This window comes from Acidovorax sp. GW823-FHT01C06, assembly GCF_058798375.1.
The window spans coordinates 69569-96050 of the sequence record NZ_JBXAKN010000010.1; the positions used below are offsets into that span (position 1 = coordinate 69569).

The 26482-nt window shown below is 67.7% G+C and carries 29 protein-coding genes; 21 read left to right on the forward strand and 8 right to left on the reverse strand.

All coding sequences use genetic code 11. The features are described from left to right. Window positions 1-226: 226 nt before the first annotated feature. Both AC1RCS_RS19360 and soxR read right to left on the reverse strand, forming a co-directional pair. Entirely contained in the window at window positions 227-589 is a 363-nt protein-coding gene (locus AC1RCS_RS19360; RefSeq protein ID WP_218293968.1) for a VOC family protein, read from the reverse strand. A gap of 223 nt (window positions 590-812) precedes the next feature. Beyond that, window positions 813-1274, reverse strand: a complete 462-nt coding sequence (gene soxR, locus AC1RCS_RS19365) for a redox-sensitive transcriptional activator SoxR (RefSeq protein WP_370627834.1) — start codon at window positions 1272-1274, stop codon at window positions 813-815. A gap of 217 nt (window positions 1275-1491) precedes the next feature. Between soxR and AC1RCS_RS19370 the strand changes: the two genes are divergently transcribed. Together AC1RCS_RS19370 and AC1RCS_RS19375 are read left to right on the forward strand one after the other, a co-directional pair. Next, on the forward strand, window positions 1492-1941 hold the full coding sequence (locus tag AC1RCS_RS19370) for a RidA family protein (RefSeq protein WP_218293967.1): 450 nt from the start codon (window positions 1492-1494) through the stop codon (window positions 1939-1941). An 86-nt stretch (window positions 1942-2027) separates the two neighbouring features. After that, complete coding sequence (locus AC1RCS_RS19375; protein WP_218293966.1) at window positions 2028-2171, forward strand: hypothetical protein; 144 nt, start codon at window positions 2028-2030, stop codon at window positions 2169-2171. Between the two features lie 103 nt (window positions 2172-2274). Here AC1RCS_RS19375 and AC1RCS_RS19380 read toward each other — a convergent pair whose 3' ends face one another. Beyond that, the gene (locus tag AC1RCS_RS19380; protein ID WP_492245602.1) at window positions 2275-4572 is read right to left on the reverse strand and encodes a putative bifunctional diguanylate cyclase/phosphodiesterase; all 2298 of its coding nucleotides are present in this window, start codon (window positions 4570-4572) and stop codon (window positions 2275-2277) included. Between the two features lie 122 nt (window positions 4573-4694). Next, on the reverse strand, window positions 4695-5663 hold the full coding sequence (ylqF, locus tag AC1RCS_RS19385; RefSeq protein WP_492245601.1) for a ribosome biogenesis GTPase YlqF: 969 nt from the start codon (window positions 5661-5663) through the stop codon (window positions 4695-4697). 104 nt (window positions 5664-5767) lie between these two features. On the opposite strand from ylqF, the gene AC1RCS_RS19390 reads away from it, so the two are divergent. Then, the gene (locus AC1RCS_RS19390; RefSeq protein ID WP_218340694.1) at window positions 5768-6019 is read left to right on the forward strand and encodes a hypothetical protein; all 252 of its coding nucleotides are present in this window, start codon (window positions 5768-5770) and stop codon (window positions 6017-6019) included. Next, complete coding sequence (locus AC1RCS_RS19395; protein WP_370628433.1) at window positions 6016-6246, forward strand: oxidoreductase-like domain-containing protein; 231 nt, start codon at window positions 6016-6018, stop codon at window positions 6244-6246. Before AC1RCS_RS19390 ends, AC1RCS_RS19395 begins: the two co-directional genes overlap by 4 nt. 189 nt (window positions 6247-6435) lie before the next feature. On the opposite strand, the gene gshA is transcribed toward AC1RCS_RS19395, so the two are convergent. The 3 genes from gshA to AC1RCS_RS19410 all read right to left on the reverse strand — a co-directional run bounded on the left by gshA (window position 6436) and on the right by AC1RCS_RS19410 (window position 10145). Beyond that, complete coding sequence (gene gshA, locus AC1RCS_RS19400; RefSeq protein ID WP_492245600.1) at window positions 6436-7965, reverse strand: glutamate--cysteine ligase; 1530 nt, start codon at window positions 7963-7965, stop codon at window positions 6436-6438. Between the two features lie 71 nt (window positions 7966-8036). Next, on the reverse strand, window positions 8037-8945 hold the full coding sequence (locus AC1RCS_RS19405) for an SDR family NAD(P)-dependent oxidoreductase (RefSeq protein WP_218293962.1): 909 nt from the start codon (window positions 8943-8945) through the stop codon (window positions 8037-8039). Between the two features lie 291 nt (window positions 8946-9236). Then, window positions 9237-10145: an aminotransferase class IV gene (locus AC1RCS_RS19410; protein WP_492245599.1), complete on the reverse strand. Its 909-nt coding sequence runs from the start codon at window positions 10143-10145 to the stop codon at window positions 9237-9239. Between the two features lie 120 nt (window positions 10146-10265). On the opposite strand from AC1RCS_RS19410, the gene AC1RCS_RS19415 reads away from it, so the two are divergent. From AC1RCS_RS19415 to tolA, 11 genes are all read left to right on the forward strand, one after another. Next, a complete protein-coding gene (locus AC1RCS_RS19415; RefSeq protein WP_492245598.1) occupies window positions 10266-10547 on the forward strand; it encodes a DUF427 domain-containing protein in 282 nt (93 codons plus the stop codon). A gap of 546 nt (window positions 10548-11093) precedes the next feature. After that, complete coding sequence (locus AC1RCS_RS19420) at window positions 11094-11759, forward strand: DUF938 domain-containing protein (RefSeq protein ID WP_492245597.1); 666 nt, start codon at window positions 11094-11096, stop codon at window positions 11757-11759. Next, window positions 11756-12055: a 2Fe-2S iron-sulfur cluster-binding protein gene (locus AC1RCS_RS19425; protein WP_218293958.1), complete on the forward strand. Its 300-nt coding sequence runs from the start codon at window positions 11756-11758 to the stop codon at window positions 12053-12055. The genes AC1RCS_RS19420 and AC1RCS_RS19425 overlap by 4 nt, the downstream gene beginning before the upstream one ends. Before the next feature lie 313 nt (window positions 12056-12368). Further along, entirely contained in the window at window positions 12369-13490 is a 1122-nt protein-coding gene (gene ribBA / locus AC1RCS_RS19430) for a bifunctional 3,4-dihydroxy-2-butanone-4-phosphate synthase/GTP cyclohydrolase II (protein WP_218293957.1), read from the forward strand. A gap of 5 nt (window positions 13491-13495) precedes the next feature. Then, window positions 13496-13960 (forward strand): 6,7-dimethyl-8-ribityllumazine synthase, encoded by a 465-nt coding sequence (ribH, locus tag AC1RCS_RS19435; protein ID WP_218340687.1) that lies wholly within the window; start codon window positions 13496-13498, stop codon window positions 13958-13960. Further along, window positions 13957-14535, forward strand: coding sequence for a transcription antitermination factor NusB (nusB, locus tag AC1RCS_RS19440; protein WP_218293955.1), 579 nt, complete (start codon window positions 13957-13959; stop codon window positions 14533-14535). Before ribH ends, nusB begins: the two co-directional genes overlap by 4 nt. A gap of 102 nt (window positions 14536-14637) precedes the next feature. Further along, a complete protein-coding gene (locus AC1RCS_RS19445) occupies window positions 14638-15822 on the forward strand; it encodes a pyridoxal phosphate-dependent aminotransferase (RefSeq protein WP_492245596.1) in 1185 nt (394 codons plus the stop codon). A gap of 4 nt (window positions 15823-15826) precedes the next feature. Beyond that, window positions 15827-16246 carry a tol-pal system-associated acyl-CoA thioesterase gene (gene ybgC, locus AC1RCS_RS19450; RefSeq protein WP_218340685.1) on the forward strand — a complete coding sequence of 140 codons (420 nt, stop codon included), beginning with the start codon at window positions 15827-15829 and terminating at the stop codon, window positions 16244-16246. Next, the gene (tolQ, locus tag AC1RCS_RS19455) at window positions 16243-16956 is read left to right on the forward strand and encodes a protein TolQ (protein ID WP_218293952.1); all 714 of its coding nucleotides are present in this window, start codon (window positions 16243-16245) and stop codon (window positions 16954-16956) included. Before ybgC ends, tolQ begins: the two co-directional genes overlap by 4 nt. A gap of 18 nt (window positions 16957-16974) precedes the next feature. Beyond that, a complete protein-coding gene (locus tag AC1RCS_RS19460) occupies window positions 16975-17403 on the forward strand; it encodes an ExbD/TolR family protein (protein ID WP_056170151.1) in 429 nt (142 codons plus the stop codon). Window positions 17404-17434: 31 nt separating this feature from the next. After that, window positions 17435-18400: a cell envelope integrity protein TolA gene (gene tolA, locus AC1RCS_RS19465; RefSeq protein ID WP_492245595.1), complete on the forward strand. Its 966-nt coding sequence runs from the start codon at window positions 17435-17437 to the stop codon at window positions 18398-18400. 117 nt (window positions 18401-18517) lie between these two features. On the opposite strand, the gene AC1RCS_RS19470 is transcribed toward tolA, so the two are convergent. Further along, window positions 18518-19858, reverse strand: coding sequence for an MFS transporter (locus AC1RCS_RS19470; RefSeq protein WP_218340683.1), 1341 nt, complete (start codon window positions 19856-19858; stop codon window positions 18518-18520). Between the two features lie 312 nt (window positions 19859-20170). On the opposite strand from AC1RCS_RS19470, the gene cyoA reads away from it, so the two are divergent. The 6 genes from cyoA to AC1RCS_RS19500 are packed head-to-tail and all read left to right on the forward strand — an operon-like array spanning window position 20171 to window position 26482. Then, complete coding sequence (gene cyoA, locus AC1RCS_RS19475; protein ID WP_369641930.1) at window positions 20171-21232, forward strand: ubiquinol oxidase subunit II; 1062 nt, start codon at window positions 20171-20173, stop codon at window positions 21230-21232. A gap of 58 nt (window positions 21233-21290) precedes the next feature. Next, entirely contained in the window at window positions 21291-23297 is a 2007-nt protein-coding gene (gene cyoB / locus AC1RCS_RS19480; protein WP_492245594.1) for a cytochrome o ubiquinol oxidase subunit I, read from the forward strand. Beyond that, complete coding sequence (gene cyoC / locus AC1RCS_RS19485; protein WP_218293947.1) at window positions 23290-23934, forward strand: cytochrome o ubiquinol oxidase subunit III; 645 nt, start codon at window positions 23290-23292, stop codon at window positions 23932-23934. The genes cyoB and cyoC overlap by 8 nt, the downstream gene beginning before the upstream one ends. 2 nt (window positions 23935-23936) lie before the next feature. Next, the gene (gene cyoD, locus AC1RCS_RS19490; protein WP_218293946.1) at window positions 23937-24356 is read left to right on the forward strand and encodes a cytochrome o ubiquinol oxidase subunit IV; all 420 of its coding nucleotides are present in this window, start codon (window positions 23937-23939) and stop codon (window positions 24354-24356) included. 4 nt (window positions 24357-24360) lie between these two features. Next, window positions 24361-25176 (forward strand): SURF1 family protein, encoded by an 816-nt coding sequence (locus tag AC1RCS_RS19495; RefSeq protein WP_492245593.1) that lies wholly within the window; start codon window positions 24361-24363, stop codon window positions 25174-25176. After that, a complete protein-coding gene (locus AC1RCS_RS19500) occupies window positions 25157-26482 on the forward strand; it encodes an ATP-binding protein (RefSeq protein ID WP_369641928.1) in 1326 nt (441 codons plus the stop codon). The genes AC1RCS_RS19495 and AC1RCS_RS19500 overlap by 20 nt, the downstream gene beginning before the upstream one ends.

Here is a 26482-nt window from a genome sequence, read left to right on the forward strand (position 1 = left end):
CCTGGAAGTGGCTTGCAGATGGGGCTTGCGGTCAGTGCGCTGTTCAAAAGCACACATATCAAATTTCCGACAAGCCCGGCAGGCATCACCTCGGCAAACTATAGCTTGCCAGTAGGCAGGCGCCGGACACCTGGACAACGCGGTTTGGGCCGCAAGCCAGCGGGCAGTGAATCAACGCCAGCTTTGGGGTGGTTTCGTCCAGCGGCGGCCTCGGGCCCCAACTCGGTCAGTCGCGAAACTTGCGGCTTGAAACGCTGACCGAGTTCCCGTCTGGATCTTTTGTGTTGGCGAATGCGTAGCCGTTTGCTTGATGGATGGCCCCGAAGACAACGCCCGTTGCCTTGGCGGCCGCGACGAACTTTTGCACATCAGTCACCGCAAATGACATCTTGATGGCGGCGGAGCCAAGCCTAAGACTTTTGGCGGCCTGATGGATCAGTATCTCGGCGCCGCCGGCAATCGGGCGAAGTTCGATAAGTCCCTCACTGATTTCGCCACTTGTCTCGTAGCCAAAGTTCTCACTGTAAAACCGGGCGCTGCGATGCATGTCCTTCGCATAGATGATTACGGTGCTAAGTGCGATGGTCATGGAGATCAGATGCCTTGTGGAGTGCGCGGGAGTGTATCGAGCGTCCGCTCCTGGCCCCATTCTGCCCTCGCACCCCATCCGCCTGCAGCAATCACTGCATGACAGCCCCTTTTCCACCAACCTGCGGCAGCCACTGCCTTCGCGGCTTGTTGCTGACCACGGGCACAAGCGACGCCACCCGCTCACCACGCGCCGGCAGGCGCAGCAAATCACGCACCTGCGCTCAAAAATGCGGCCCGGGCCCTTCCTGCGCCAGCGTGTCGTGCGCATTGCGCAGCGGGCAGACCTTGAGCGACAGGCAGCCACAGCCAATGCAGCCGTCGAGCTGGTCGCGCAATGCCGTCAGCGTGCGGATGCGCTCGTCCAGGTCGTCGCGCCAGCGGGCCGACAGGCGGCGCCAGTCCGCCACCGTGGGAGTGCGTCCGGCGGGCAGGGCCTGCAAGGCATCGGCGATGGCGGCCAGGGGCACGCCCATGCGCTGCGCCACCTTGATCACCGCCACGCGGCGCAGCACGGAGCGCGGGTAGCGCCGCTGGTTGCCCGCATTGCGCACGCTGGCGATGAGCCCGCGCGACTCGTAGAAATGCAGCGCGGAGACGGCCAGGCCGCTGCGGCTGGCGACCTCGCCCACCGACAGCTCGGACTGTTCGTTCACCGGCACGTCGGGAACGGGGGCGCCCTGCACACCGGGGGCGAGGGGGACGATGGGGACGACGCGCTTGCCTGGCTTCACAACAACTCCTGCAGGGTTTTTCTCCACGGCATTTGACCTCAATTTAACTTGAGGTTTGATACTAGCCCATGAAACCGGAGAAGCCGCCGAGCCCACGGCGGCCGCCCTGGTTTCCCTGGCCATTCCACCTTTGGCTTCACTTCACCACCCACCTCTGGACTCCTGCACCATGCGCCCTGATTCCGCGACGACCCTGCGCCCCGCCACGGCCGCCTCCAAGCTCCGCTTCCTCAACCCGCCCGGCCTGTACGACCCGCGCGCCAACGGTTACACCCACGTGGTGGTGGCGCCTGCCCAGGCGCGCACCGTCTACGTGGCGGGCCAGGGCGGCGAAAACGCGGCGGGACAGCTTTCCGCCGACTTTGGCGAGCAGTTGCGGCAGGCGTTCACCAACCTGCGCATGGCACTGGTCGGGGCAGGAGCCAGCGTGCACGATGTGGCCAAGCTCACCGTGCTGGTCGTGGACCACACCGAACAGCGGCTGGCCCTGTTCAGCCAGGCGGTGCGCAGTCTGTGGCCCGACGGGGCGGCACCGGCCTGCACCCTGATCCCCGTGCCCCGGCTGGCGCTTGACGGCATGCTCATAGAAATCGAGGCCACGGCCGCCATGCCTGCATGAGCACCGCGAAGGTGGCCGCGAACGCACCCCGTTTGTGACGTACCATGCCGGCACGGTCCCATTCCGAGACCCTTACAGGAGGCCCCATGGCAAAAGGCGAACAACGCAGCAACAAGATGGCGAAGAAACCCAAGAAGGACACTTCGCTGCCCAAGGAAAGCGGCGGTTCTGACCGCCCCATGCCACCGGTGACCTCCGTCATTCCGCGTGGCAAGGAAAAGAACAAGTAACGCGGTGGCGCGCACGCGCCCACCACCTTCTTGCTATCACATCAATAGCTGCCAGCGCTTTGCCATCAAGCGCTGGCAGCTATTTTCATTTGAACCTTGCGTATCAGTTCTGGGTGGTCGGGGCGTCGGCCCGCGCCGTGCGGGCCAGCCAGTCGGTATCGGGCTCGGGGCGGCCGAACAGGTAGCCCTGGTACACGATGTCGGGCGCGCGCTGGCTCAGGAACTCGGCCTGGTCGCGGGTCTCCACGCCCTCGGCCACCACGCGCAGGCCGAAGTGGCGGGCCACCGCCAGGATGCCCTCCACCAGCACGCCATCGTCGGCATTGGTGGGCGCGTCGCGCACGAAGGAGCGGTCGATCTTGATCTCCTGGATGGGCAGGCGCTTGAGGTAGGCCAGCGACGAGTAGCCCGTGCCGAAGTCGTCCAGCGACATGTCCACCCCCAGCGCCGCGAGCTGCCCCATCTTGGCCACGGCGTCATCGAAGTCATCGATCACCAGGCCCTCGGTCACCTCCAGCGTCAACAGCCGCGGGTCGGCGCCCGTGGCCGCCAGCACCGCGCGCAGCTGCGGCACGAAACCCGCCTGCCGGAACTGCCGCGCGCTCAGGTTGACCGACAGCCGCAGGCGGCGCTCCTGGAACACCGGCCCCGCCAGCAGCGCGCAGGCGTGCGTGAGCACCCAGTTGCCCAGGCTCACGATGAGGTCCGATTCCTCGGCCACGGGGATGAAGACGCCTGGCGGCACCAGGCCGTCGCGCGGATGCTGCCAGCGCACCAGCACCTCGGCGCCGGTGAGCTGGCCCTGCACGTCCACCTGCGACTGCAGGTACAGGCGCAGCTCGTCCGCCCCGATGGCCTGGCGCAGCTCGCGCTCCACGCGAAAGCGCTGCTCGGCCGCCTCGCCCATGCCCTGCTCGAAGAAGGCCGCGCGCCCGCCGCCCGCCTGCTTGGCGCGGTGCAGCGCGGTGCCCGCGCGGCGCAGGGCGTCGTGCGCGACGTCGTTGGCGCTCTGCGGGTAGAGCGTGATGCCCACGCTGGCGCCCAGTTGCGCCTCCTCGGCATCGTTGTCCTGCAGGCGCAGCGGCCGCAGCAGCGCCGACTGCAGTTTTTCCGCGAAGGCCAGCGCATGCCGGCCCGCGAGCGAGGCGTCCGCGCCCAGGCCATGCAGCACCACGGCAAATTCATCGCCCGCCACGCGCACGAGCAGGCCCTGGGGGGGCAGGATCTCGGACAGGCGCAGCGCCACCGCGCACAGCAGGCGGTCGCCCATCTCGCTGCCGCGCGCATCGTTGAAGGTGGTGAAACGGTCCAGGTCGAGCAGCAGCAGCGCATGCTGGGTGCTGGGCGCCCGGCCCGGGCGCCCCTGCAGCGCGGACAGCCGCTCCACCAGCGTGAAGCGGTTGGGCAGGCTGGTGAGGCTGTCGAAGTGCGCCAGGCGGTGGATCTCCTGCGCCGCGTGCTTGCGCTCGGTGACATCCTGCTTGAGCTCCACGTAGTGGCTGATGTGCCCGTCGGGCTGGCGGATCGGCGCCACCACCACGGCCTCGGCGATCTCGGCACCGTCCTTGCGGCGGTTGAGCTGCTCGCCCGCCCAGTTCTCGCCGCGCGCCAGCGTGTCGCGCAGCCCCTGGCGCTGGGCGGGCGCCATGCCGTTGCTGGACACCAGCGCGGAGGGCTGGCCCAGCACTTCGCCGCGCGCATACCCGGTGCGCGCGAGGAAGGCGGCGTTGACGTATTCGACGCGCCCCTGCAGGTCGGTGATGACAATGCTCTCGGGGCTTTGCTCCACCGCGCGCTGCAGCTTGCGCAGCTCGGCATCGATGGTGGCCAGGTTCACGGCGGTGCGCTGTGCCTCCTGCACGCGGCGCAGATAGCTGCGGCGCGACAGCAGGGTGGCCGCCGCCGTGACCGCCAGGATTCCGCTCAGGTAGGCGACATAGGCCAGCCGGTTGCCGTAGCGCGCCGCGGGCAGCCAGCCCTGCAGGTCGGCCCAGACGAAGAACAGGAACAGCACGCCCGTGGCACCGGTCAGCACCAGGGTGGGCCGCGCGCCGAGGATCCAGCCGGCGAACACGATCAGCACGGGAAAGTTGAGCAGGTTGGGGCCCCGCAGGCCCCCGTTGGTCGCCGCCACGATGGCGACCACGCCCCAGACGCCCCAGATCAGCACCAGTGCCGCCTGGTGCCAGCGCCGCAGGCGCCCCAGCAGCACCGCCACGCCCCCCATCGCGCCCGCGCCCAGGTTGAGCAGCACGTGGGTCCACGACAGGGGCCGGTCCAGCAGCAGCAGGGCGGCGATGACGGTGCCCGTGACCATGACCGTCCAGGAGCCAGCCCGCACCAATTGCTCGGTGGTGGCATCGTCTCGTTCGGAAGGCGAGGAAGGGACAGCAGCGGGCATTGGTTTCAGGCGGTAACAGCCAGGCTGGCATGGTAACGCGATACCCCGCGGCCACCGAGCCTGCCGTGCGCGCCCACCGCCCGGGATGCCCTGGCCGGCGCCCGCGGCCCCGGGCGCGGGGCCTACTCGGCGTCGCCGGACGCCGGTTCGCGCACGCCCGAACCCTTGCCCTTGGCCTTGGCGCGCGCGTCCTTGCGGGCCTGGCGCCTGGCGTCCTCGGCCAGCCCGGCGGCCCGCCAGGCCTCGAACTCCTGCGGGGTTTCCAGCGTGATGCGGCCCAGGATCGCGGTGCGGAAATCGGTCATCACGATCTCGGCCGTCTTTTGCAGGTTCACGCGGCCGCCGCCCAGCATGGCGCCGCGCTTGCGGCCGATGGCCTCGAGCAGTTCGTCGTCCTGCATCGTGGCCATGGCGCCGGCTGGCAGGCCCAGCTTGTAGCGTGCCTCCAGCAGCGGGGCGTAGTGCTGCTGCAGGCGGCGCAGCAGCTCCAGCGCCACCAGTTCCTCGTCGTAGGCATTGCGGCCTACCGCGCCGCTGGCGGCCAGGTTGTAGCCGCTTTCGGGCACGATGATGCGCGGCCACAGCATGCCGGGCGTGTCCCACAGGTAGAAGTCGTCGGCCAGCGTGATGCGCTGCTCCAGCTTGGTGATGCCGGCCTCGTCGCCGGTCTTGGCCTGGCGCTTGTTGGAGAGGGTGTTGATCAGCGTGGACTTGCCCACGTTGGGCACGCCGCAGATGAGCACGCGCATGGGCTTGGCCATGCCGCCCCGGTTGGGCGACAGCAGGTGGCAGGCGTCGATGAGCTTGCGCGTGGGGGCCGGGTCGGACGCATCGAGCGGCAAGGCGCGCGTGTCGCTCTGGGCGTTGTACCAGTCCACCCACAAGGCCGTGCGTGCCGGGTCGGCCACGTCCTGCTTGTTGAGCACCTTGAGCGTGGGCTTGTGGCCCGTGATCTCGGCCAGCAGCGGGTTGGCGCTGGAGCCGGGCAGGCGCGCGTCCAGCACCTCGATCACCACGTCAATGTCCTTGATGCGTTCGGTGATGGCTTTGCGGGTCAGGTGCATGTGACCGGGGAACCACTGGATGGCCATGCGGGGGTACTTTCTTCTGTATTTGAATCAATCCAAGGGTGGCAAGGATAATCGCGGTCTCATCTTTTCATGATCTGGCGCGTTTTTGCGCCGCCCTGCCCACCATGCCGCTGCCCACTCCGTCGCCCTCCAAGCCCACCGCCAGCAAGGCCGACAAGGAAGTGCTGTTCAAGGGCGTGACCTGCGCCCTGATCGGCCTGGTCATCCTGCTGGCGCCCCATGTGGCGCGCTCCACCAGCGTGCGCGATCTCATGAGCCAGGCGGCCCTGGTGGGCTGGTTCGCGCTGGTGCTGGGCATCGCGTTCGTGGCGCAGTACGGCATGCGGCGCGCCCGGGCCGGGCGCCGCCCACGATGACATCGAACACCGCCACCATCCCGGCCCGCGCTGTGGACGGTGCCTCCGCGCAGCGGATGTTCCAGTGGCTGCAGCAGCGCGCCACGGACGCGGGCATCACCCTGCGCAACCCGCCTCCCGAGCCCACCACCTGCTGCGGGCGCGGCTGCAATGGCTGCGTGTGGGAGGGGTTTCTGGACGCCGCCGAGTACTGGCGGCAAGAGGCGCTGCTGCGGCTGGAGGGCTGAATTTCAAGCCAAATTGGCCTCTAGCGCTTGATGAATAAACGCTGGAAGCTATCAAATTCAGAGTACCGAACAACTCTGCCTTCTAGCAGACGTCGCCTAAAACTGGCGCTGCCCAAGGCCAGTGCCACCGTGGAACTGGCTCTGCCAGGCCACCGGTGGCGTCCCCCTTGGGGGAAGCGGCTCAGCCGCTCAGGGGGTCAATTCCTTCACCGACATGTACTGCTCGCGCCAGGCCTCGAACGGCAGCGTGTCCGCCGCCTCGATGGCCTTCTGCGCCGCGATCGACTCGTCGGCCATGGCCAGGTAGCGCGCCTGCTGCTCGGCCGTCCAGGGCAGGCCCAGCAAGGCGTCGCGCGCGGCGATGGACTGCTGGCGGGCAAAGGCTTCGAAGCTGTGGTGGTGCTCCTGCACGATGCTGTCGAGCACGCGGGCCGATGGCGTGCGCCCGGGAGCGGACATCAGCGCTCGGGCGTCGCGCAGCGCGGCGCTGTAATCCTGGGTGCCGTGGGTGGCGTCCAGCGCGGCGGCCAGGGGCTCGCACGCGGCCAGCACCTCGGCGCCCCATTCGATCAGGGGCATGCTCTGGCCGTTGCGCGAGAGCCGCAAGCCGGGCTCGCGGCCCCGCTCGGCCGTGAGGTGCTGGTTCTGCTTGAGTTCGGCGATCTCTTCGGGGGTGTCGGGCGGGCTGTCGGACAGCAGGCAGTGCAGCAAGAACACGTCCAGGAGCCGCATGGTGGGCGCCGTGATGCCCACGGGCACGAACGGGTCCAGGTCCATCAGGCGCACCTCGACGTATTCGACACCGCGTTCACGCAGCGCGTGCAGCGGGCGCTCGCCGGTGCGCACGGTGCGCTTGGGGCGGATGGTGCCGTAGAACTCGTTCTCGATCTGCAGCAGGCTGGTGCCCAGCTGGTTGTAGTCGCCACCCGGGTTGCGCACGCCCACGGTTTCGTAGGCCGGGTACGGCTTGGTGAGTGCTTCGTGCAGCGAGTTGGCGTAGCCCGTGAGGCCGTTGTAGCTCACGGCCAGCGTGGCCTGCGCGTCGCTCTGGTAACCCAGGCGCCCCATGCGCAGCGAGGTGGCGTGCGGCAGGTACAGCGCGCTGCCGCCCTCCATCTGCTGCAGGCGGTGTTCGCGCCCTTCCACGAAACACGGGCACAGCGCGGGCGAGGCGCCGAACAGGTACAGCAGCACGAAGGCATGGCGGCGGAAGTTGCGGATCAGCGAGAAATACTGCTCGCTGTCCACGCCCGGCAGCGACCAGTTGTAGTGGATGCCCGAGATGGTCTGCATGCGCCGGCCATAGCGGTGGCCCAGGCCCATGCGGTACACGCTCTTGGCGCGCCCGATGTTGGAGCCGCCGTAGCGCCCGATGGGAATGGTCTCGTCGGTGGGCAGGCCACAGGGCATGCTGGACGCCCACAGCAGCTCGCCGCCGCTGTTCTTCAGGGTGTGGTGCACGAACTGGTGCACCTCGGTCAGCTCATCCAGGCACTGCTGGACGCCCTTGTGGGCGCCGGTGATGAGTTCGAGCTGGGACTCGCTGTAGTCGGTGGTGATCAGGGGGTGCGTGAGGGCCGAGCCCAGCGCCAGCGGGTGCGGCGTGAGGGCCAGGCCATCGTGGGGCAGCACCCGCAGCCCCTCCTTTTCAATGCCGCGGCGAATCCCTCCCAGGGCCTGCGCCGGGTAGGCGGCCAGTCTCTCGTGCAATTTGCTCATATGTTTATACCGATCCGTCTTCTGTCGGCCCGGAACTTAGCACGGAGCAGGATTGCGCGTATGGACCTGGCTTAAACCCTCGCCGCCATGGCCTTGCTCACTTCATTGGTTCCCTGCGCCGCGCCACTTTGTGGTACTTGTTCGCCCGCGCGCCCCGTCGCTTCGGCCAGGCGGGCCGCCAGCTGCTCGGGAACGTCGGCGCCCAGCCCCAAGTGGATGCCCTGCGTGAGCGTGATGTGCGCGGCCTCGAACGTGCCCGCGCCCGCGCACAGGATGGTGCGCGTGGGCGCACTCTCGTGCGCCAGCACCAGCATGGCGGGCACCACGGCCTCGGGCTTCAGGGCGTCCAGCACCTCCTGGGGCATCAGGCCCTCGGTCATGCGCGTGGCGGCGGTAGGGGCCAGGGCGTTCACGTGGATGTGGTATTTGGCCCCCTCGATGGACAGGGTCTGCATCAGCCCCACCTGCGCCAGCTTGGCCGCGCCGTAGTTGGCCTGGCCGAAGTTGCCGTACAGGCCCGTGGACGACGTGGTCATCACGATGCGGCCGTACTGCTGGGCCACCATGTGCGGCCACACGGCCTTGCAGCAGTGGGCGGCGCCCATCAGGTGCACGTCCACCACCAGGCGGAAGTCGTCCATCTCCATCTTGGAAAACGACTTGTCGCGCAGGATGCCGGCGTTGTTCACCAGGATGTCCACCCGGCCCCAGGCGTCGATGGCCTGCTGCACCATGGCCTGCACGGCCGCGTAGTCGGTGACCGAGGCGCCGTTGGCGATCGCCTCGCCGCCGGCCGCGATGATCTCGTCGACCACGGCCTGCGCCGCGCCCACCGAACCACCCTTGCCGTCCACCGCGCCGCCCAGGTCATTGACCAGCACCTTGGCGCCCCGCGCCGCCAGGGCCAGTGCATGCTGGCGGCCCAGGCCGCCGCCCGCCCCCGTCACGATGGCCACGCGGCCCTTGAATTCGATGTCCATGCAAGGTTCTCCTGTTGTGTCTGTGAAAAAGTTGGCTGGCGCACGCGCGCCGCGCGTGGCACTGTAAGCCACGCGGCACGCGAGCATGGTTGCGCAGGCGACTCGGGGCCAGGGGCCCATGGCGCCCGCGCGCCACGCATGCCGCAGGCACGGCCCGGGCCGGCAGACGCCGCACCAGGGCCCGCGGGCGCCCCGGCGGCCTTGGCGTGCGTGCGCTGGCAGCGCCTCTCTTGCCGTGCACAGCGCGGGAAAAAAGGGGGAAGCAACGGCGCCGCTCAGGGGGTCGCCGCTTCATGCATAGCGCACGGGCTGGCTGTAGCGTGGATCGCGGTGCCAGTCCCAGTAGGTCCGCACCAGCTGGCGCACCACCGGCCCCACGGCGCCATCGCCCACCGGCCGCCCGTCCACCCGGGTGACAGGCAGCACGCCCCCGCCCGAGGTGGACAGGAACACCTCGTGCGCACCGCGCAGTTCGGCGGCCGGCAAGGCCCGCGCCTGCAGCGGCAGGCCCAGCGACGCCGCCATCTCGAGGACCGTGCGGCGCGTGATGCCTTCGAGCATGCCCTGGGCGGGCGTGGCGATGGAGCCCTGCGCATCCACGCAGAACACGTTGAAGCCAGGGCCTTCGACCACATGGCCTGCTCCGTCGGTGAGCACGACGGTGTCGCCCCCGGCGTCCAGCGCCCCCAGGAGCCCCATGGTGAGGTCGTTCCAGTGGTAGTTCTTGACGCGCGGGTCCACGCTGCTGGCGGGGATGCGCTGCACGTCGCTCACGATGAGGTTCAGGCCCCGCTCGCGCTGCGCCTCGTTGGCGATCCACACATAGGGCACGGCGAACGCGTAGAACTGGTTCACGGCCTGGCGCGGGTCGCGCGAACCCCAGGGCGGCTGGCCGCGCGTGACGATCATCTCCACATACGCATCGCGCAGGCCCGACAGGCGCACGCACTGCTCCAGCACCGCCGCGATCTCGGCGGGCGAGCGTCCCGGGTCGAGCCGCAGGCGCGCACAGCTGGCCAGGAACCGCTCCAGGTGCGCGTCGAGCCGGAAGAATGCGCCGTCCCAGACGGTGACCACGTCGTAGGTGGCGTCGGAGCGCAGAAACCCCCAGTCGGTCAGCGGAATTGCCGCGTCGCCAATGGGAACGTACTGGCCGCGCACGCAGGCGGCCCCCTGGGAATAATCGGGTAAGGTGCTCATGCCCGCATTCTGGCCAGCGCGGGCCGCCCCGCAAGGCCCGCGGGGCCATTGCTCGCACATTCATCGCGGTCACCGCTTGTCCGTCAAGCGCTGCGCGGCATTCAATTGAAAGGAATTACCATGAAAGCAGTCTGGAACGGCGTGGTCGTCGCCGAGAGCGACGACACCGTGGTGGTCGAAGGCAACCACTACTTTCCCGAAAGCGCGCTCAAGCGCGAGTTCTTCACCTTCAGCAACCACAAGACCACCTGCCACTGGAAGGGCCAGGCCAGCTACCTGTCGCTGCTGGTCAACGGCGAGATGAACACCGACGCCGCCTGGTTCTATGCCGATCCCAAGCCCGAGGCCGAAGAAATCCGGGGCCGCGTGGCGTTCTGGAAGGGCGTGAAGGTCACCGCCTGACCAGGAGGCCAGGGTTATCCCTGCCAGCGCTGGACAATCGTGTGGATAAGTTTTGGCAAGTCCTGTATGGCAGCGCCAAGTGCTTGATTCATAAGGCCAAGGCCTGCGACGCCTCTTTTTTAGGCAATCGATCCCGCGCTGGCTCCGGTTATCCCAGCCCGCATTGGACAATCATGTGGATAAGTTTGGAGAAGTCTTGTATGACATCCTTAAGTGGTTGATTTATAAGGAATATCCTTGCATTGCCCAAAAATGCGGCAACCAAGCCCAGGGATTCCGCGCACCGCGCCCAGCCCCTTGCCACCCCCCGGTCCGCCCCGGTTATCCCTGCCCGCACTGGACAATCATGTGGATAACCCTGGACAAGCCTTGTATGGCGGGGGTAAGTGCCTGATTTACAAGGAATATCCTTGCACCGCTTAAAAAACAGGCACTGCCCCGCCACGCGCCGGCTGCGATACAGTTCCCATCGGCGCCCCCTGTATAGCTACATTTTTAATAGCAACCAGCGCCCGCCAGTCCAGCGCGCATGAGCAAAATCATCCCATGTCCCACCCTCCGCTCCCGCACAGTCCCGCCGCCGAACGCAACCAGGGCCCCATCCTGGTGGTGCTGCAGTCCCTGCTGGCGCCGGAAGGCGCGGCACTGGAGATCGCCAGCGGCACGGGCCAGCACGCGGCGCACTTTGCCGCCGCCCTGCCCGGCTGGAGCTGGCAGCCCACCGACCTGCAGGGAACGCACTTCGGCGCCATCGCCGGCTGGGCCGCGCACACGGGCGCGCGCAACGTGCGCACACCCGTGGCGCTCGACGTGCTCCAGCCCGCCTGGCCCGCCGATGGCCCGGCGTTCAGCCAGCCGTTCGACCTGATCTACTGCGCCAACATGCTGCACATCGCGCCCTGGGCGTGCTGCGCGGGCCTGATGCGCGGGGCGGCCCGCCACCTGGCGCCAGGCGGCCTGCTGGCCACCTACGGCCCGTACCTGGAAGACGGCGTGCCCACCGCCGCGGGCAACCTGGCGTTTGACGCCAGCCTGCGCGCCCAGGATGCCACCTGGGGCATCCGCCGCATCGACGACGTGGCCGCCGTGGCGGCCGGGGCCGGGCTGCGGCTGGCGGCCCGCCATGCGATGCCCGCCAACAACCTCCTGCTGGTGTGGACACGCGCCACCCCCGCCCCCGACGCCCACCCCGACACCACACACCACCCATGAGCACCCCACCCAACACCGCGCCCTTCTTCATCGCCACGGTAGAGCCCGGCGGCCAGCAATGCGACGCCTGGCCCGAGCAGCCGCTGCTGCTGTCGCTGGAACAGGGCGGCATCGACTGGCCCAGCTCCTGCCGCAACGGCACCTGCCGCACCTGCATGGGCCAGCTGGCCGAGGGCACCGTGCGCTACGCCATCGAATGGCCGGGCCTCACGGCCGAAGAAAAAGACGAAGGCTGCGTGCTGCCCTGCGTGGCCTATCCCACATCGGACGTGGTGCTGCAGGGCAGCATGGTCTGAAGCCCCTCGCAGCCGCGCCGCACCGCCCGACGGCAGGGCGGCGCCGGCAAGGGGCGCCCCCGTCTGGGGAGCCTGCCCAACCCACGGGGAACTGATTTGCATCAGCCCCGGGGCGCCCCACCGGGCACGGCGCGGCCCGGTGCACTAAAATCCCATCCTGCTGGGGCAATATGCCCCTTTGACGAGCGGCAGCGCCGCATCGCATGTTCTTTGGGCGGTTTCTTGGGGGTGCGCACAGCGTGGCGGCCTCCGGCCACGGGGACCTGCGCTGCGGCACCACCGCCAGCGGTCCCCTCAGAAAGCCCAGCCTTCCATGAACTCCCCCCTCACTCCCGTGCCGATCTCGCCCGTCGAGGACATCGTGGCCGAGATGCGCGCCGGCCGCATCGTCATCCTCGTGGATGAAGAAGACCGCGAAAACGAAGGCGACCTCGTCCTGGCCGCCGACCATGTGACGGCCGAGGCCATCAACTTCATGGCCCGCTTCGGCCGGGGCCTGATCTGCCTCACGCTCTCGCGCGAACGCTGCGAACGCCTGCGCCTGCCGCCCATGGTGGCCAGCAACGGCACCAAGATGGGCACGGCCTTCACCGTGTCGATCGAGGCGGCCGAGGGCGTGACCACCGGCATCTCGGCCGCCGACCGCGCCCGCACCGTGCAGGCCGCCGTGGCCCCCAACGCCGTGGCCGCCGACCTGGTGCAGCCCGGCCACATCTTCCCGCTGCAGGCCGTCGAAGGCGGCGTGCTCATGCGCGCGGGCCACACCGAGGCCGGCTGCGACCTGGCCGTGATGGCCGGCTGCAGCCCCGCCGCCGTGATCTGCGAGATCATGAAGGACGACGGCACCATGGCCCGCCTGCCCGACCTGCAGCTCTTCGCGGCCGAGCACGGCCTGAAGATCGGCACCATAGCCGACCTGATCGAGCACCGCAGCCGCACCGAATCGCTGGTCGAGAAGGTGGGCACGCGCGTGCTGCAGACCGCCTTTGGCGCCTTCACCGCCCACGCCTTCCGCGACAAGCCCAGCCAGGCCGTGCACCTGGCACTCGTCAAGGGACAGTGGGGCGCCGACGACGTGGTGCCCGTGCGCGTGCACGAACCGCTGTCGGTGCTGGACGCACTGGAAGTCAACCGCTCCATGCACTCGTGGAGCCTGGACACCAGCCTGCAATACCTGTCCGAACAGGGCAAGGGCGTGGCGGTGCTGCTCAACTGCGGCGAGACCGCTGGCCAGCTGCTCTCGCAGTTCGAGGGCACGGCCCGCGCGGCGCAGGCCCCCGAGCGCGGCCGCATGGACCTGCGCACCTACGGCGTGGGCGCGCAGATCCTGCGTGAATGCGGCGTGCACAAGATGGCGCTCATGGGCCAGCCACGCCGCATGCCCAGCATGATGGGCTACGGCCTCGAAATCACCGGCTTCATTCCGAAAGAGTAAAAAACATGTTTGGCGCAGAAAAAGGAACAGCGGACAAGCTGGACGGCAAGAAGCTGCACATCGGCATCGTGCAGGCCCGCTTCAACGAAAGCATCACCAACACCCTGGCCGCGGCCTGCCGTGCCGAGCTTCTGAACCTGGGCGTGCAGGAAAAGAACATCCGGCACGTGCTCGTGCCCGGCGCCCTCGAGGTGCCCGTGGCCCTGCAGGCCATGGCCGAAAGCGATGAGTACGACGCGCTGATCGCCCTGGGCTGCATCATCCGCGGGGAGACCTATCACTTCGAACTGGTGGCCAACGAATCCGGCGCGGGCGTCACGCGCCTGTCGCTGGACTACCAGATCCCGATTGCCAACGCCATCATCACCACCGAGAACCTCGATCAGGCGGTGGCCCGCCAGACCGAAAAGGGCACCGATGCAGCCCGCGTGGCGGTGGAAATGGCCAACCTGCTGGACGACCTGTCATGAGCGAAAACACCCCCACGCCCTCCTCGGCGCGCCCTCCCAAGCAGGGCCGCACCGGGCTCAAGTCCACGGGCACGCGCAAGGCCGCATCCAAGTCCAACCGCAGCCGCGCGCGCGAGTTCGCGCTGCAGGCGCTCTACCAGCACCTGGTGGGCGGCAACGACGCCCACGCCATCGACGCGTTCACGCGCGACCTGGCCGGTTTTCACAAGGCGGACTCGGTGCACTACGACGCCCTGCTGCACGGCTGCATCGCCACCGCCGCCGACATGGACCTGCTCATCACCCCGCTGCTGGACCGCAAGATGGCCGAAATCTCGCCCATCGAGCACGCCACGATGTGGATCGGCGTGTACGAGTTCCAGCACTGCCTGGACGTGCCCTGGCGCGTGGTGCTCAACGAGTGCATCGAACTGGCCAAGGAATTTGGCGGAACCGACGGCCACAAGTATGTGAATGCCGTGCTCAACGGCCTGGCCCCCCAGCTGCGCGCGCTGGAAGTGGCGGCGGACAAGGCTGGCGGCGCGGCGGCCGCCCCCACCGCCCCCCCATCCGGGGCATCCGCTGACGGCGCCTGAGCTCCCGGGCGCGCCGGGCCGCCACGGAGCGGCGGCGGGCGCGCCCCCATTCCCCCTTCCATTTCAAACGACACCCGGCCAGCACGGGCAGGACGCCTTTCCATGAAGTTTTCCACGCGCGCCGAGCGCATCGAACCGTTCTATGTAATGGAGGTGGCCAAGGCCGCGCAGGCCCTGGCACGCGAAGTGGCGGGCACGCGCGAGCCGATGATCTTCCTGAACATCGGCGAGCCGGACTTCACAGCGCCGCCGCTGGTGCAGGAGGCCGCGATGCGCGCCGTGCACGGCGGCGCGACCCAGTACACCAACGCCCTCGGCCTGGATGCGCTGCGCGAACGCATCAGCGGCTGGTACCAGGGCCGCTTTGGCGTGAACGTGCCCGCGCGCCGCATCGTGGTGACGGCCGGCGCCTCGGCCGCGCTGCAGCTGGCGTGCCTGGCGCTCATCGAATCGGGCGACGAGATCCTGATGCCCGATCCCAGCTACCCGTGCAACCGCCACTTCGTGAGCGCGGCCGAGGGCAAGGCCGTGCTCGTGCCCACCACGGCCGCCGAGCGCTACCAGCTCAGCGCCGACAAGGTGCGCGCCGCCTGGGGCGAAAAAACCCGGGGTGTCCTGCTCGCATCGCCATCGAATCCCACGGGCACCTCCATCGCCCCCGGCGAGCTGCGCCGCATCCACGACGTGGTGCGCGCGCACGATGGCATCACCCTGATCGACGAGATCTACCTGGGCCTGTCGTACGAGGAAGAGTTTGGCCACACGGCCCTGGCCATCGACGACAACATCATCAGCATCAACAGCTTCAGCAAGTACTTCAACATGACGGGCTGGCGCCTGGGCTGGATGGTGGTCCCCGAGGCCATGGTGCCCGTGGTCGAGCGCCTCGCGCAGAACCTGTTCATCTGCGCGAGCACCGTGTCGCAGCATGCCGCGCTGGCGTGCTTCGAGCCCGAGAGCATCGCCGAGTACGAACGCCGCCGCGCCGAGTTCAAGGCCCGGCGCGACTTCTTCATCCCCGCGCTGCAATCGCTGGGCCTTTCCGTGCCCGTGATGCCCGACGGCGCCTTCTACGCCTGGGCCGACTGCACGCAGGCCGCACAGCGCCTGGGCGTGAACGGCAGCTGGGACTTCGCGTTTGAGCTGATGCGCCGCGCCCACATCGCGGTGACGCCGGGGCGTGACTTCGGCACGGCAGAGCCCGAGCGCTTCATCCGCTTCTCCACCGCGAACTCCATGGCCCAGCTGCAGGAATCGGTGGAACGGCTGCGCAGGCTCCTCGGGTGACACCATGGGCTTTGAGTTCCCCATCCGCGTCTACTGGGAGGACACCGATGCCGGCGGCATCGTGTTCTATGCCAACTACCTCAAGTTCTTCGAGCGCGCCCGGACCGAATGGCTGCGCTCGCTGGGCGTGGGCCAGCAGCGATTGCGGGAACAAACCGGCGGCATGTTTGTCGTAACCGATGCGCAGCTGCGCTACCACCGGCCCGCCCGGCTGGACGATGAACTGATTGTTACCGCCGCCCTGCAGGCCCCAGGCCGCGCATCGTTGACAATAGTGCAGCAGGCGCTCCTGAAACCAGAGCAGATGACCGAACAGCCTCCCCTGTTGCTGACCGAAGGCACCATCCGCATCGGATGGGTCGATGCCGCGACGATGCGCCCTGCAAGAATACCGAGCACCCTCCTGGAACAACTCTCACCATGAACTCCCAAAACATGTCCATCATCTCCCTGGTGCTGCACGCCAGCTGGGTGGTGCAACTCGTGATGCTGCTGCTCCTGGGCGTGTCGGTCGCCAGCTGGGCGGCCATCTTCCGCAAGCTGTTTTCCTTGAAGCGCGTGAAGACGCTCAACGACGACTTCGAACGCGAGTTCTGGTCGGGCACCAGCCTCAACGACCTGTACGCCAGTGCCGCGCAGAACGCCAAGCAGGCCGGCCCCATGGAACGCATCTTCGCCAGCGGCATGCGCGAGTACCAGAAGCTGCGCGAGCGCCGCATCGTGGACCCCGGCACCCTGCTCGACGGCGCACGTCGCGCCATGCGCGCGAGCTTCCAGCGCGAGATGGACGTCGTCGAATCGAGCCTGTCCTTCCTGGCATCGGTCGGCTCGGTGTCGCCCTACGTGGGCCTGTTCGGCACGGTGTGGGGCATCATGCATGCGTTCACCGGCTTCGCCGGCATGGAGCAGGTCACGCTGGCCACCGTGGCGCCGGGCATCGCCGAAGCCCTGGTGGCCACCGCCATCGGCCTGTTCGCCGCCATCCCGGCCGTGATCGCCTACAACCGCTTCGCGCGCGACATCGACCGCGTGGCCACGCACCAGGAGACCTTCATCGAGGAGTTCTCCAACATCCTGCAGCGCAACCTGGGCGCGCACCCGGCGGCCCCCGCCCCATCGGCCTCCGGCCACTAACCGCAGGAGCGCCACACCATGCCCGCCATGGCATCCCGCGGCCGAGGCCGCCGCACCATCAACGAGATCAACATGGTCCCGTTCATCGACGTGATGCTGGTGCTGCTCATCATCTTCATGGTGACGGCCCCCATGCTCACGCCCGGCGTGGTCGACGTGCCCAGCGTGGGCAAGGGCAAGAACATGCCCAAGGTGGTGGCCCAGGTCATCGTCAACAAGGACGGCTCGCTCCAGTTCAAGACGCCCGAGGCCACGCGCAGCCTGAGCCAGCGCGAGATCGGCGATGCCGCCAGCCGCTGGCAGAAGGCCCAGGGCGCGGACAGCGCGAGCGCGGTGGTCATCAGCGCCGACAAGGGTGTGCAGTACGAAAACGTGGTGAAGGCGATGGACGCCCTGCAGAAGGCGGGCGTGCAACGGGTGGGCCTGTCCGTCAAGCAGGGCGGCTGAACCGAAACCGCGCTCCGCACTCTCACCGCCCATGCACGCCCACACCGACCGCGACCAGTTTGCCCCGCCCCGCCCGCCGGCACGCCTGCGCGCCATCACGCTGGCGGTGCTGGTGCACGCGGTGCTGATCGGCGCGCTGACCTGGGGCGTGAACTGGAAGAGCAGCGCCGACCAGCCCGCGGTGGAGGCCGAGCTCTGGGCCGCCGTGCCCCAGCAGGCCGCGCCCCGTGCCGTGGAGCCCCCACCACCGCCGCCCGCTCCCCCCGAAGTCCGCACCCCCACGCCGCCGCCACCACCGCCACCGCCCCGCGCGGTGGAACCGACGGACACGCGCGAGGCCGACATCGCCATCGAGCGTGAAAAGAAGCGCCTGGAACAGGAAAAAAAGGCCCGCGAACAGCAGCAGGAGCGTGAAAAGCGCGAACGTGAACGCAAGGAAGACGAGCGCCGCGACCGCCTGGAGCAGGAGAAGAAGGAACGCCTGCAAAAGGAAAAGGAAAAAGAGCAGCGTGAAAAGCAGCTGGCCGAGCAGAAGAAGGCCGAGCAGGACAAGCAAAAGAAGCTGGCCGAAGACAAGCGCAAGGCGGAAGAAGCCACCAAGCGCAGGACAGAGGCCGAGGAAAAGCAGCTGGCCAAGCAGCGCGAGGACAACCTGCGGCGCATGCAGGGCCTGGCGGGCGCCACCGGCAGCGAAAATGCCACCGGCACCGCGCAGCGCAGCGCCGGCCCCTCGGGCAGCTACGGCGGCAAGGTGGCGGCCAAGGTCAAGCCCAACATCGTGTACCCCGATGCGATCTCGGGCAACCCGCGCGCGGAGGTGGAGGTGCGCCTGTCGCCCGATGGCACCATCGTCGGCAAGCGCCTCGTGCAGTCCAGCGGCAACAAGGCCTGGGACGAAGCCGTGCTGCGCGCGCTGGACAAGACCGAGACCCTGCCCCGCGACGTGGATGGACGCGTGCCGCCTTCCCTGACCATCGGTTTCAGGCCGCAGGACTGAGCCCCCAAAACAAAGCGCCCGGTACTTCCGGGCGCTTTTTCTTTTGCTTTTTGACCTCCAGCGCTTGATGGGCAAGCGCCAGAAGCTATCTATTCGATAGCAAAATACCCGCCATTGCTACCGGTCGCGCCGCTCCATGCGGCGGTTCAGATTGAGGGCACCCAATGTGCAGGCCACGCCGGACAGCAAATACACCGTCACCGCCAGCAGCCCGAATCGGGAGGACAGGTACAGGGCCACGAGGGGCGCGAAGGCGGCGCCAATGATCCAGGCCAGGTCGGCCGACAAGGCGGCGCCCGTGTAGCGGTACTGGGGCGAGAAATTGGCGGTCACCGTGCCAGAAGCCTGGCCGTACGACAGGCCCAGCAGCACGAAGCCCAGCAGCAGGAACATGGTGCTGCCCACCTCGCCGGAGTTGAGCAACACCGGCGCCATGAAGCTGAACACGCCAATCATCACCGCCATGCCGCCCAGCAGCTTGCGGCGGCCCAGGTGGTCCGACAGCCAGCCCGACACCATGATGGCCCCCGCCGCCAGGAAGGCGCCCACGATCTGCACCCCCAGAATCTGCGTGACGGGTTGTTCCGAGTACAGCGTGATCCACGACAGCGGGAACACCGTGACCAGATGGAACAGCGCAAAACTCGCCAGCGCGGCGAAAGCACCCAAAAGCACATTGCTGCCTTCGTCGCGCACCACGCGGCTCACGGGCACGGGCTGCAGTTCGCGCTCCTGCAGCAGTTCGGCGTACGACTGGCCCACCACCAGGCGCAGGCGGGCGAACAAGGCCACCACGTTCACCGCGAACGCCACGAAGAACGGATAGCGCCAGCCCCAGGCCAGGAATTCCTCGACGGTGAGGCTGCTGTACAGATAGGCAAACAGGCCCGCGGCCAAGACAAACCCCAGCGGCGCGCCCAGCTGCCCGATCATGGCGTACCAGCCCCGGCGGTGCCGGGGGGCGGACATCGCCAGCAGCGACGGCAGGCCGTCCCACGAGCCGCCGAGCGCCAGCCCCTGGCCGATGCGCAGGATCAGCAGCGCCACGATGGCGGTCATGCCCACGTCCTTGTAACCCGGCAGGAAGGCCATGGCCACCGTGCACACCCCCAGCAGGAACAGCGCGATGGTCAGCTTCGTGCCCCGGCCCCAGCGCCGCTGGATGGCCATGGAAATGGCTGTGCCCACGGGCCGCACCACGAACGCCACGGCCAGCAGCGCAAAGGCGGCGAGCGTGCCATCCAGGCGCGACATGAAGGGAAACAGGAACGACGGGAACACCAGCACGCAGGCGATCCCGAAAACGAAGAAGTCGAAATACTCGGACGACCGCCCGATGATCACGCCCACGGCGATTTCGCTGGGAGTGACATCTTCATGCGTGTCCGCCCGGGAGAGAGAGGCTGGGCTTTCTTCGAAGCCGGCCGCGGGGTAGGTGGCAGAGGCGGGGCTGCTCATGAACAGGACTCCTTGTCGTTGTCGGAAAAAACCAGGACGGCTGGGCTCGTCCGCCTGATTTTCAGGGATCGCGCTGCCCGCAAAGGCACCGGGCACCTAGGTTTTACCCGCAAGCCTGCCCCGGGACAAGTATGCCTGGGCCAGGGCGCCTTGCAGGACAACGCCGGCTCTGCCCCCATGCCCCGGATGGGAGCAACAACCTTTGACCCTGGACAAAATGTCCAATGGACAAAAAAGCTAGCGCTATTACATTCTGCGGTACCCCGACATCCGCGTTTACCCTCGAATCAACGCCTTGGTAGCGCCTTTCACATGTTCAAACTTCCTCACTTTCGCGGGCCTGCCTGGCTCGCCGCCGCTACTGCCCTGGGCGGCCTGGCCGGCTGCAGCAAGGCGGTGGTCCTCAACCCGGCGGGCGACATCGCTGCCCAGCAGGGCCACATGGTCATCCAGGCCACCTTGCTGATGCTCATCATCATCGTGCCGGTGATCGCCCTCACCCTGTGGTTTGCCTGGAAGTACCGCCAGAACAACACCGCCAACACCGAGGAAGACTACGACCCCGACTGGCACCATTCCACCACCCTGGAGCTGGTGATCTGGACGGTGCCGCTCATGATCATCATCGCCCTGGGCGCGCTGACCTGGATCGGCACGCACAAGCTCGACCCCTACCGTCCGCTGGACCGCATCTCGGCCACCAAGCCCCTGGACACGCAATCCACCCCCATGGAAGTGCAGGTGGTGGCCATGGACTGGAAGTGGCTGTTCCTGTATCCCGAGCTGGGCATCGCCACGGTCAATGAACTGGCGGCGCCGGTGGACCGGCCCATTCTCCTGAAGCTCACGGCCACGTCCACCATGAACGCGTTCTACGTGCCCGACCTCGCCGGGATGATCTACGCGATGCCCGGCATGCAGACCGAGCTGAACGCCGTGATCAACCAGCCCGGCGTGTTCCACGGCATGGCGTCGCACTACAGCGGCTCGGGCTTTTCGGGCATGACCTTCAAGTTCCACGGCCTGGTCCAGGGCGACTTCGAGCAGTGGGTCGCCAGGGCCCGGTCCGAGGGCAAGCCCCTGACCCGCCAGGCCTACATGGCCCTGGCCAAGCCCAGCGAACGCGACCCCGTGCAGCGCTTTGCCAGCGTGGAAGAAGGCCTGTACGACAAGGTGCTCAACCGCTGCGTCGAGGACGGCAAGATGTGCATGCACCACATGATGGCCATCGACGAGAACGGTGGCGATGCCTACGTGCGCGCCATGGGCCTGAACCTGCCCCAGGACGTGTGCACCTCGCAGAACGCCGCCCAGGTGGTGGCCGCCCTCGAGTCGCGCCACGCCATTTCCACCCGCAGCACCGCCGCCCAATGACTTGCTCCAGCCCCGCCCTGCCGGCCGCCGGCGCCCACGCCCAAGAAGACTGACCGCCATGTCCTCCTCACCTGTTACCGCACCCCACTGGGCCCTGGGCCGCATCACCTGGGATTCCATACCGATGGCGCACGAGCCCATCGTGCTCTGGACCTTTGTCGCCACCGTGCTGGGTGGGCTGGCCGTGATGGCCGCCATCACCAAGTTCCGCCTGTGGGGCACCCTGTGGCGCGACTGGATCTGCAGCATCGACCACAAGAAGATCGGGATCATGTACATGATCCTGGGCGTGGTGATGCTGCTGCGCGGCTTTGCCGACGCCGTGATGATGCGCCTGCAGCAGGCCATGGCCTTTGGCGACAACATGGGCTACCTGCCGCCGCACCACTACGACCAGATCTTCACCGCCCACGGCGTGATCATGATCTTCTTCGTGGCCATGCCGCTGGTCACGGGCCTGATGAACTACCTCGTGCCGCTGCAGATCGGCGCACGCGACGTGTCGTTCCCGTTCCTCAACAACTTCAGCTTCTGGATGACCACGGCCGGCGCCGTGCTGGTGATGGTGTCGCTGTTCCTGGGCGAGTTCTCCACCTCCGGCTGGCTGGCCCTGTCCAACCTCGGCGCGCAGGACCCCGGCGTGGGGCTGGACTACTACATCTGGGCGCTGCAGATCGCGGGGGTGGGCACCACGCTCTCGGGCATCAACCTGATCGTCACCATCATCAAGATGCGCGCGCCGGGGATGAACCTGATGAGGATGCCCGTCTTCACCTGGACGGCCCTGTGCACCAACGCGCTGATCGTGGCCTCGTTCCCGGTGCTCACGGCCGCGCTCGTGCTGATGTCGCTGGACCGCTATGCCGGCACCAACTTCTTCACGAACGACCTGGGCGGCAACGCCATGCTGTACGTGAACCTGATCTGGATCTGGGGCCACCCCGAGGTGTACATCCTGATCCTGCCGTGCTTCGGCATCTTCTCCGAAGTGGTGGCCACGTTCTGCAGGAAGCGCCTGTTCGGCTACACCTCCATGGTGTATGCCACGGTGGTGATCACCATCCTGTCGTACCTGGTGTGGCTGCACCACTTCTTCACCATGGGCTCGGGCGCGAGCGTGAACACCTTCTTTGGCATCACGACGATGATCATCTCGATCCCCACGGGCGCGAAGATCTTCAACTGGCTGTTCACCATGTACAAGGGCCGCATCCGCTTCGAGCTGCCCATGATGTGGACCGTGGCCTTCATGGTGACGTTCGCCATCGGCGGCATGACCGGCGTGCTGCTGGCCGTGCCACCGGCCGACTTCGTGCTGCACAACAGCCTGTTCCTGATCGCCCACTTCCACAACGTGATCATCGGGGGCGTGCTGTTCGGCCTGTTCGCGGGCATCAACTACTGGTACCCCAAGGCCTTCGGCTACAAGCTGGACCGCACCTGGGGCGTGCGCTCCTTCTGGCTGTGGGTGGTGGGCTTCTGGGTGGCGTTCGGCCCGCTGTACGTGCTGGGCCTGATGGGTGTCACGCGCCGAGCCAACCATTTCGAAGACCCGTCCCTGCAGATCTGGTTCGTGATCGCAGCCGTCGGCGCGGCCATGATCGCGGCCGGCATTGCCTGCTTCCTGATCCAGATCGTGGTGAGCTACCTGAAGCGCGAAGAGCTGCGCGACCACACGGGCGACCCGTGGGACGCGCGCACGCTGGAATGGGCCACGTCCTCGCCCCCGCCCGACTACAACTTCGCATTCACGCCCGTGGTGCACGAGATCGACGCGTGGTGGGACATGAAGAAGCATGGCTACCGGCGTCCCCTCGCCGGTTTCCAGCCCATCCACATGCCTGCCAATACCGGATCGGGCGCCGTGATCTCGGCCCTGTCCCTGGTGCTGGGCTTCGCATTGATCTGGCACATGTGGCTGCTCGCGGGCGTGTCGTTCGCGGCCGTGGTCCTGGCGGCCATCATCCACACGTTCAACTACCAGCGCGACTTCCACATCCCGGCCTCCACCGTGGCCAAGACGGAAAACCACCGCACCCAACAACTGCGTGCCAGCCATGTCTGATATCCGATACACCCCCGGCGCGGCAGGCGCCGCCAGCGCGGCGCTCGCGCCGCGCGACTACCACCTGGCGCACGAGCCCCATCCCGAGAACGGCACGGCCCTGGGCTTCTGGCTCTACCTGATGAGCGACTGCCTCATCTTCGCCGCCCTGTTCGCCACCTACGGCGTGCTCGGCCGCAGCTACGCGGCCGGCCCCACCGGCGCGCAGCTGTTCGACCTGACGCTGGTGGCCATCAACACGGCCTTCCTGCTGCTGTCGTCCATCACCTTCGGCTTCGCCATGCTGCGCAAGCAGCTGGGCGACGCCAAGGGCACGCTGCTGTGGCTGGCCGTGACGGGTTTCTTCGGCCTGTGCTTCCTGGGCCTCGAACTCTATGAGTTCGCCCACCTGATCCACCAGGGCGCCACGCCCCAGCGCAGCGCCTTCCTGTCGGCCTTCTTCACACTGGTGGGCACCCACGGCCTGCACGTGACCTTCGGCCTCGTATGGCTGGTGGTGCTGATGGTGCAGATCGGCAAGCATGGCCTGATCCATGAAAACAAGCGCCGCCTGATGTGCCTGTCGATGTTTTGGCACTTTCTGGACGTGGTCTGGATCGGCGTCTTCACCTTTGTGTACCTGATGGGGGTGCTGTAACCATGAGCGCGCAACACACACACGCACACGATGCCCACGGCCACGGCGATCACCCCCATGAGGTGGGGCCGCACAGCAGCCTGCGCGACTACACGATCGGCTTCGTGCTGTCGGTCGTTCTCACGGCCATCCCCTTCTGGCTGGTCATGGCCAAGGTGATCGCCGACCGCAACACCGCCGTGCTGGTGCTGGGCGCCTTCGCCGTGGTGCAGATCCTGGTGCACATGGTGTATTTCCTGCACATGAACGGCAAGGTCGAGGGAGGATGGACCCTCTTGTCCACCATCTTCACCGTGGTATTCGTGGCCATCGCCATCAGCGGCACGCTGTGGGTCATGTTCCACATGAATGCCAACATGATGCCCGCGCACCCCACTCCCACGCCGCCGGCGCACGAAGCGCCGGGGCATTCGACGCCCTGACACCTTGACGCCAGAGCCCTCCCCCGCGCACGCGCCCTTCGCCCCGCGGCGGCTCCGCCAGGCGGCCCTCGTGCTCGTGGGCATCGCCCTGTTCTCGGCATTTGCCGCCCTGGGCACGTGGCAGGTCCAGCGCCGCGCGTGGAAGCTCGCGCTCATCGAGCGCGTGGAGCACCGGGTACATGCGGCTCCCGTGGCGGCGCCACCGGCCAGCCAGTGGCCCCGGGTCAACGCGGCAGACCACGAATACCTTGCCGTCACCCTGCAGGGCCGATGGCTGGCAGACAAGACGGTCCTCACCCAGGCGGTGACGGAGCTGGGCGCGGGCTTCTGGGTCATGGCCCCGCTGCAGCTGGACAACGGCACGCAGGTGCTCGTGAACCGCGGTTTTGTACCGCAGGCGCAGCGCAACCAGTGGCTCACGGGAGCGGCGCAGCCACCCCGGCCCGTGGCCACCGTGGAAGGACTGCTGAGGATCTCGGAGCCTGGCGGCGGTTTTCTGCGGACCAATGATCCAGCGCGGCAACGCTGGCACTCGCGCGACGTGGCCGCCATCAGCCAGGCACTGGGGCTGTCCCGCGCCGCGCCCTTCTTCGTGGATGCGGGCCTGCCCGCCGCTGGCGGCGCGCCTTCCGTGCAGACCTGGCCCCGCCCGGGCATGACGGTGATCCGTTTTTCCAACAGCCATCTGGTGTACGCGGCGACCTGGTACGGGCTCGCGCTCATGGTTGCGGGCGCCGGCTGGTATGTGGCACGCTATGAACGCCGCCGGCATGGCCCTTCCCGCCGCCCCACGACCACCGATGAACCCCCTTCGCCCTGACGCCGCCACCGCCCTGCCGCAGCGCAATGCCCGCTCGGCCGATGCCGCGGCGGGCATCAAGAACCTCCAGCAGCTGATCCAGCTGCGCTGGATCGCCGTGGTCGGACAGGTGTTCACCATCGAGATGGCGCACTACAGCCTGGGTCTGGTGCTGCCGCAGCGCGAAATGCTGCTGGTGGTGGGATGCCTTGCGCTTTTCAACGTGGCCAGCCTGCTGCGCCTGCGCATGGGCCCCGTGGTGGTGCGCAACGTGGAGCTTTTCCTGGCGCTGCTGATCGACGTCGCCGTGCTCACGGTACAGCTCTACCTGAGCGGCGGCACCAGCAACCCGTTCGTGTTTCTGTACCTGCTGCAGATCACGCTGGGGGCCGTGCTGCTGCGTGGCGCCTACATCTGGTCCATCGTGATCACCACGCTGCTGTGCTTCGGCTTGCTGGCCGTCTACCACCTGCCCCTGGAGCTGCCGCAGGACCTGCACCAGGGCCTGTCCAGCCTGTACGTGATCGGGCTGCTGGTCTGCTTCGCGCTCAATGCCACCCTGGTGGTCGTCTTCATCACGCGCATCAGCCTGAACCTGCGCGAGCGCGATGCGCGCCTGGCGGCCGCGCGCCGGCGCCGCGTGGAAGAGGAACACATCGTGCGCATGGGGCTGCTGGCCTCGGGCGCCGCGCACGAGCTGGGCACCCCGCTGTCCACCCTGGCCGTGATCCTGGGCGACTGGCGACGCGATGAGCGCCTGGCGGCCCATGAACCGCTGCAGGAAGACATCGGCGAGATGCAGGCCCAGGTGCAGCGCTGCAAGAGCATCGTGAGCGGCATCCTGCTCTCGGCCGGGGAGACCCGCGGGGAAGCGTCGGTGCAGACCACCGTGCGCACCTTCGTCGATGCCCTGGCAGAGGAATGGCGCAGCACGCGGTCGATGCCGCGGTTCGTGTACGACAACGACTTCGGCGCCGACACGCTCATGGTGTCGGACACCACGCTCCAGCAGATGGTTTTCAATGTGCTCGACAATGCGCGCGACGCCTCGCCGGCATGGGTGCGCCTGGCCATCACGCGCAGCGCCGATGCGCTGCGCATCACCGTCACCGACGCAGGGCCCGGTTTTGCGCCGGGCATGCTGGCAAGGCTGGGAACCCCCTACCAGTCCACCAAGGAGCGCCCCGGGGGCGGGCTGGGCCTGTACCTCGTGCTCAACGTGGCACGCACGCTGGGCGGCAGCGTCACGGCGCACAACCGCCCCGAAGGGGGTGCCGAAGTCACCATAGAGCTGCCGCTGGCAGCGATCGCCTTGCCTGGAGCCTGA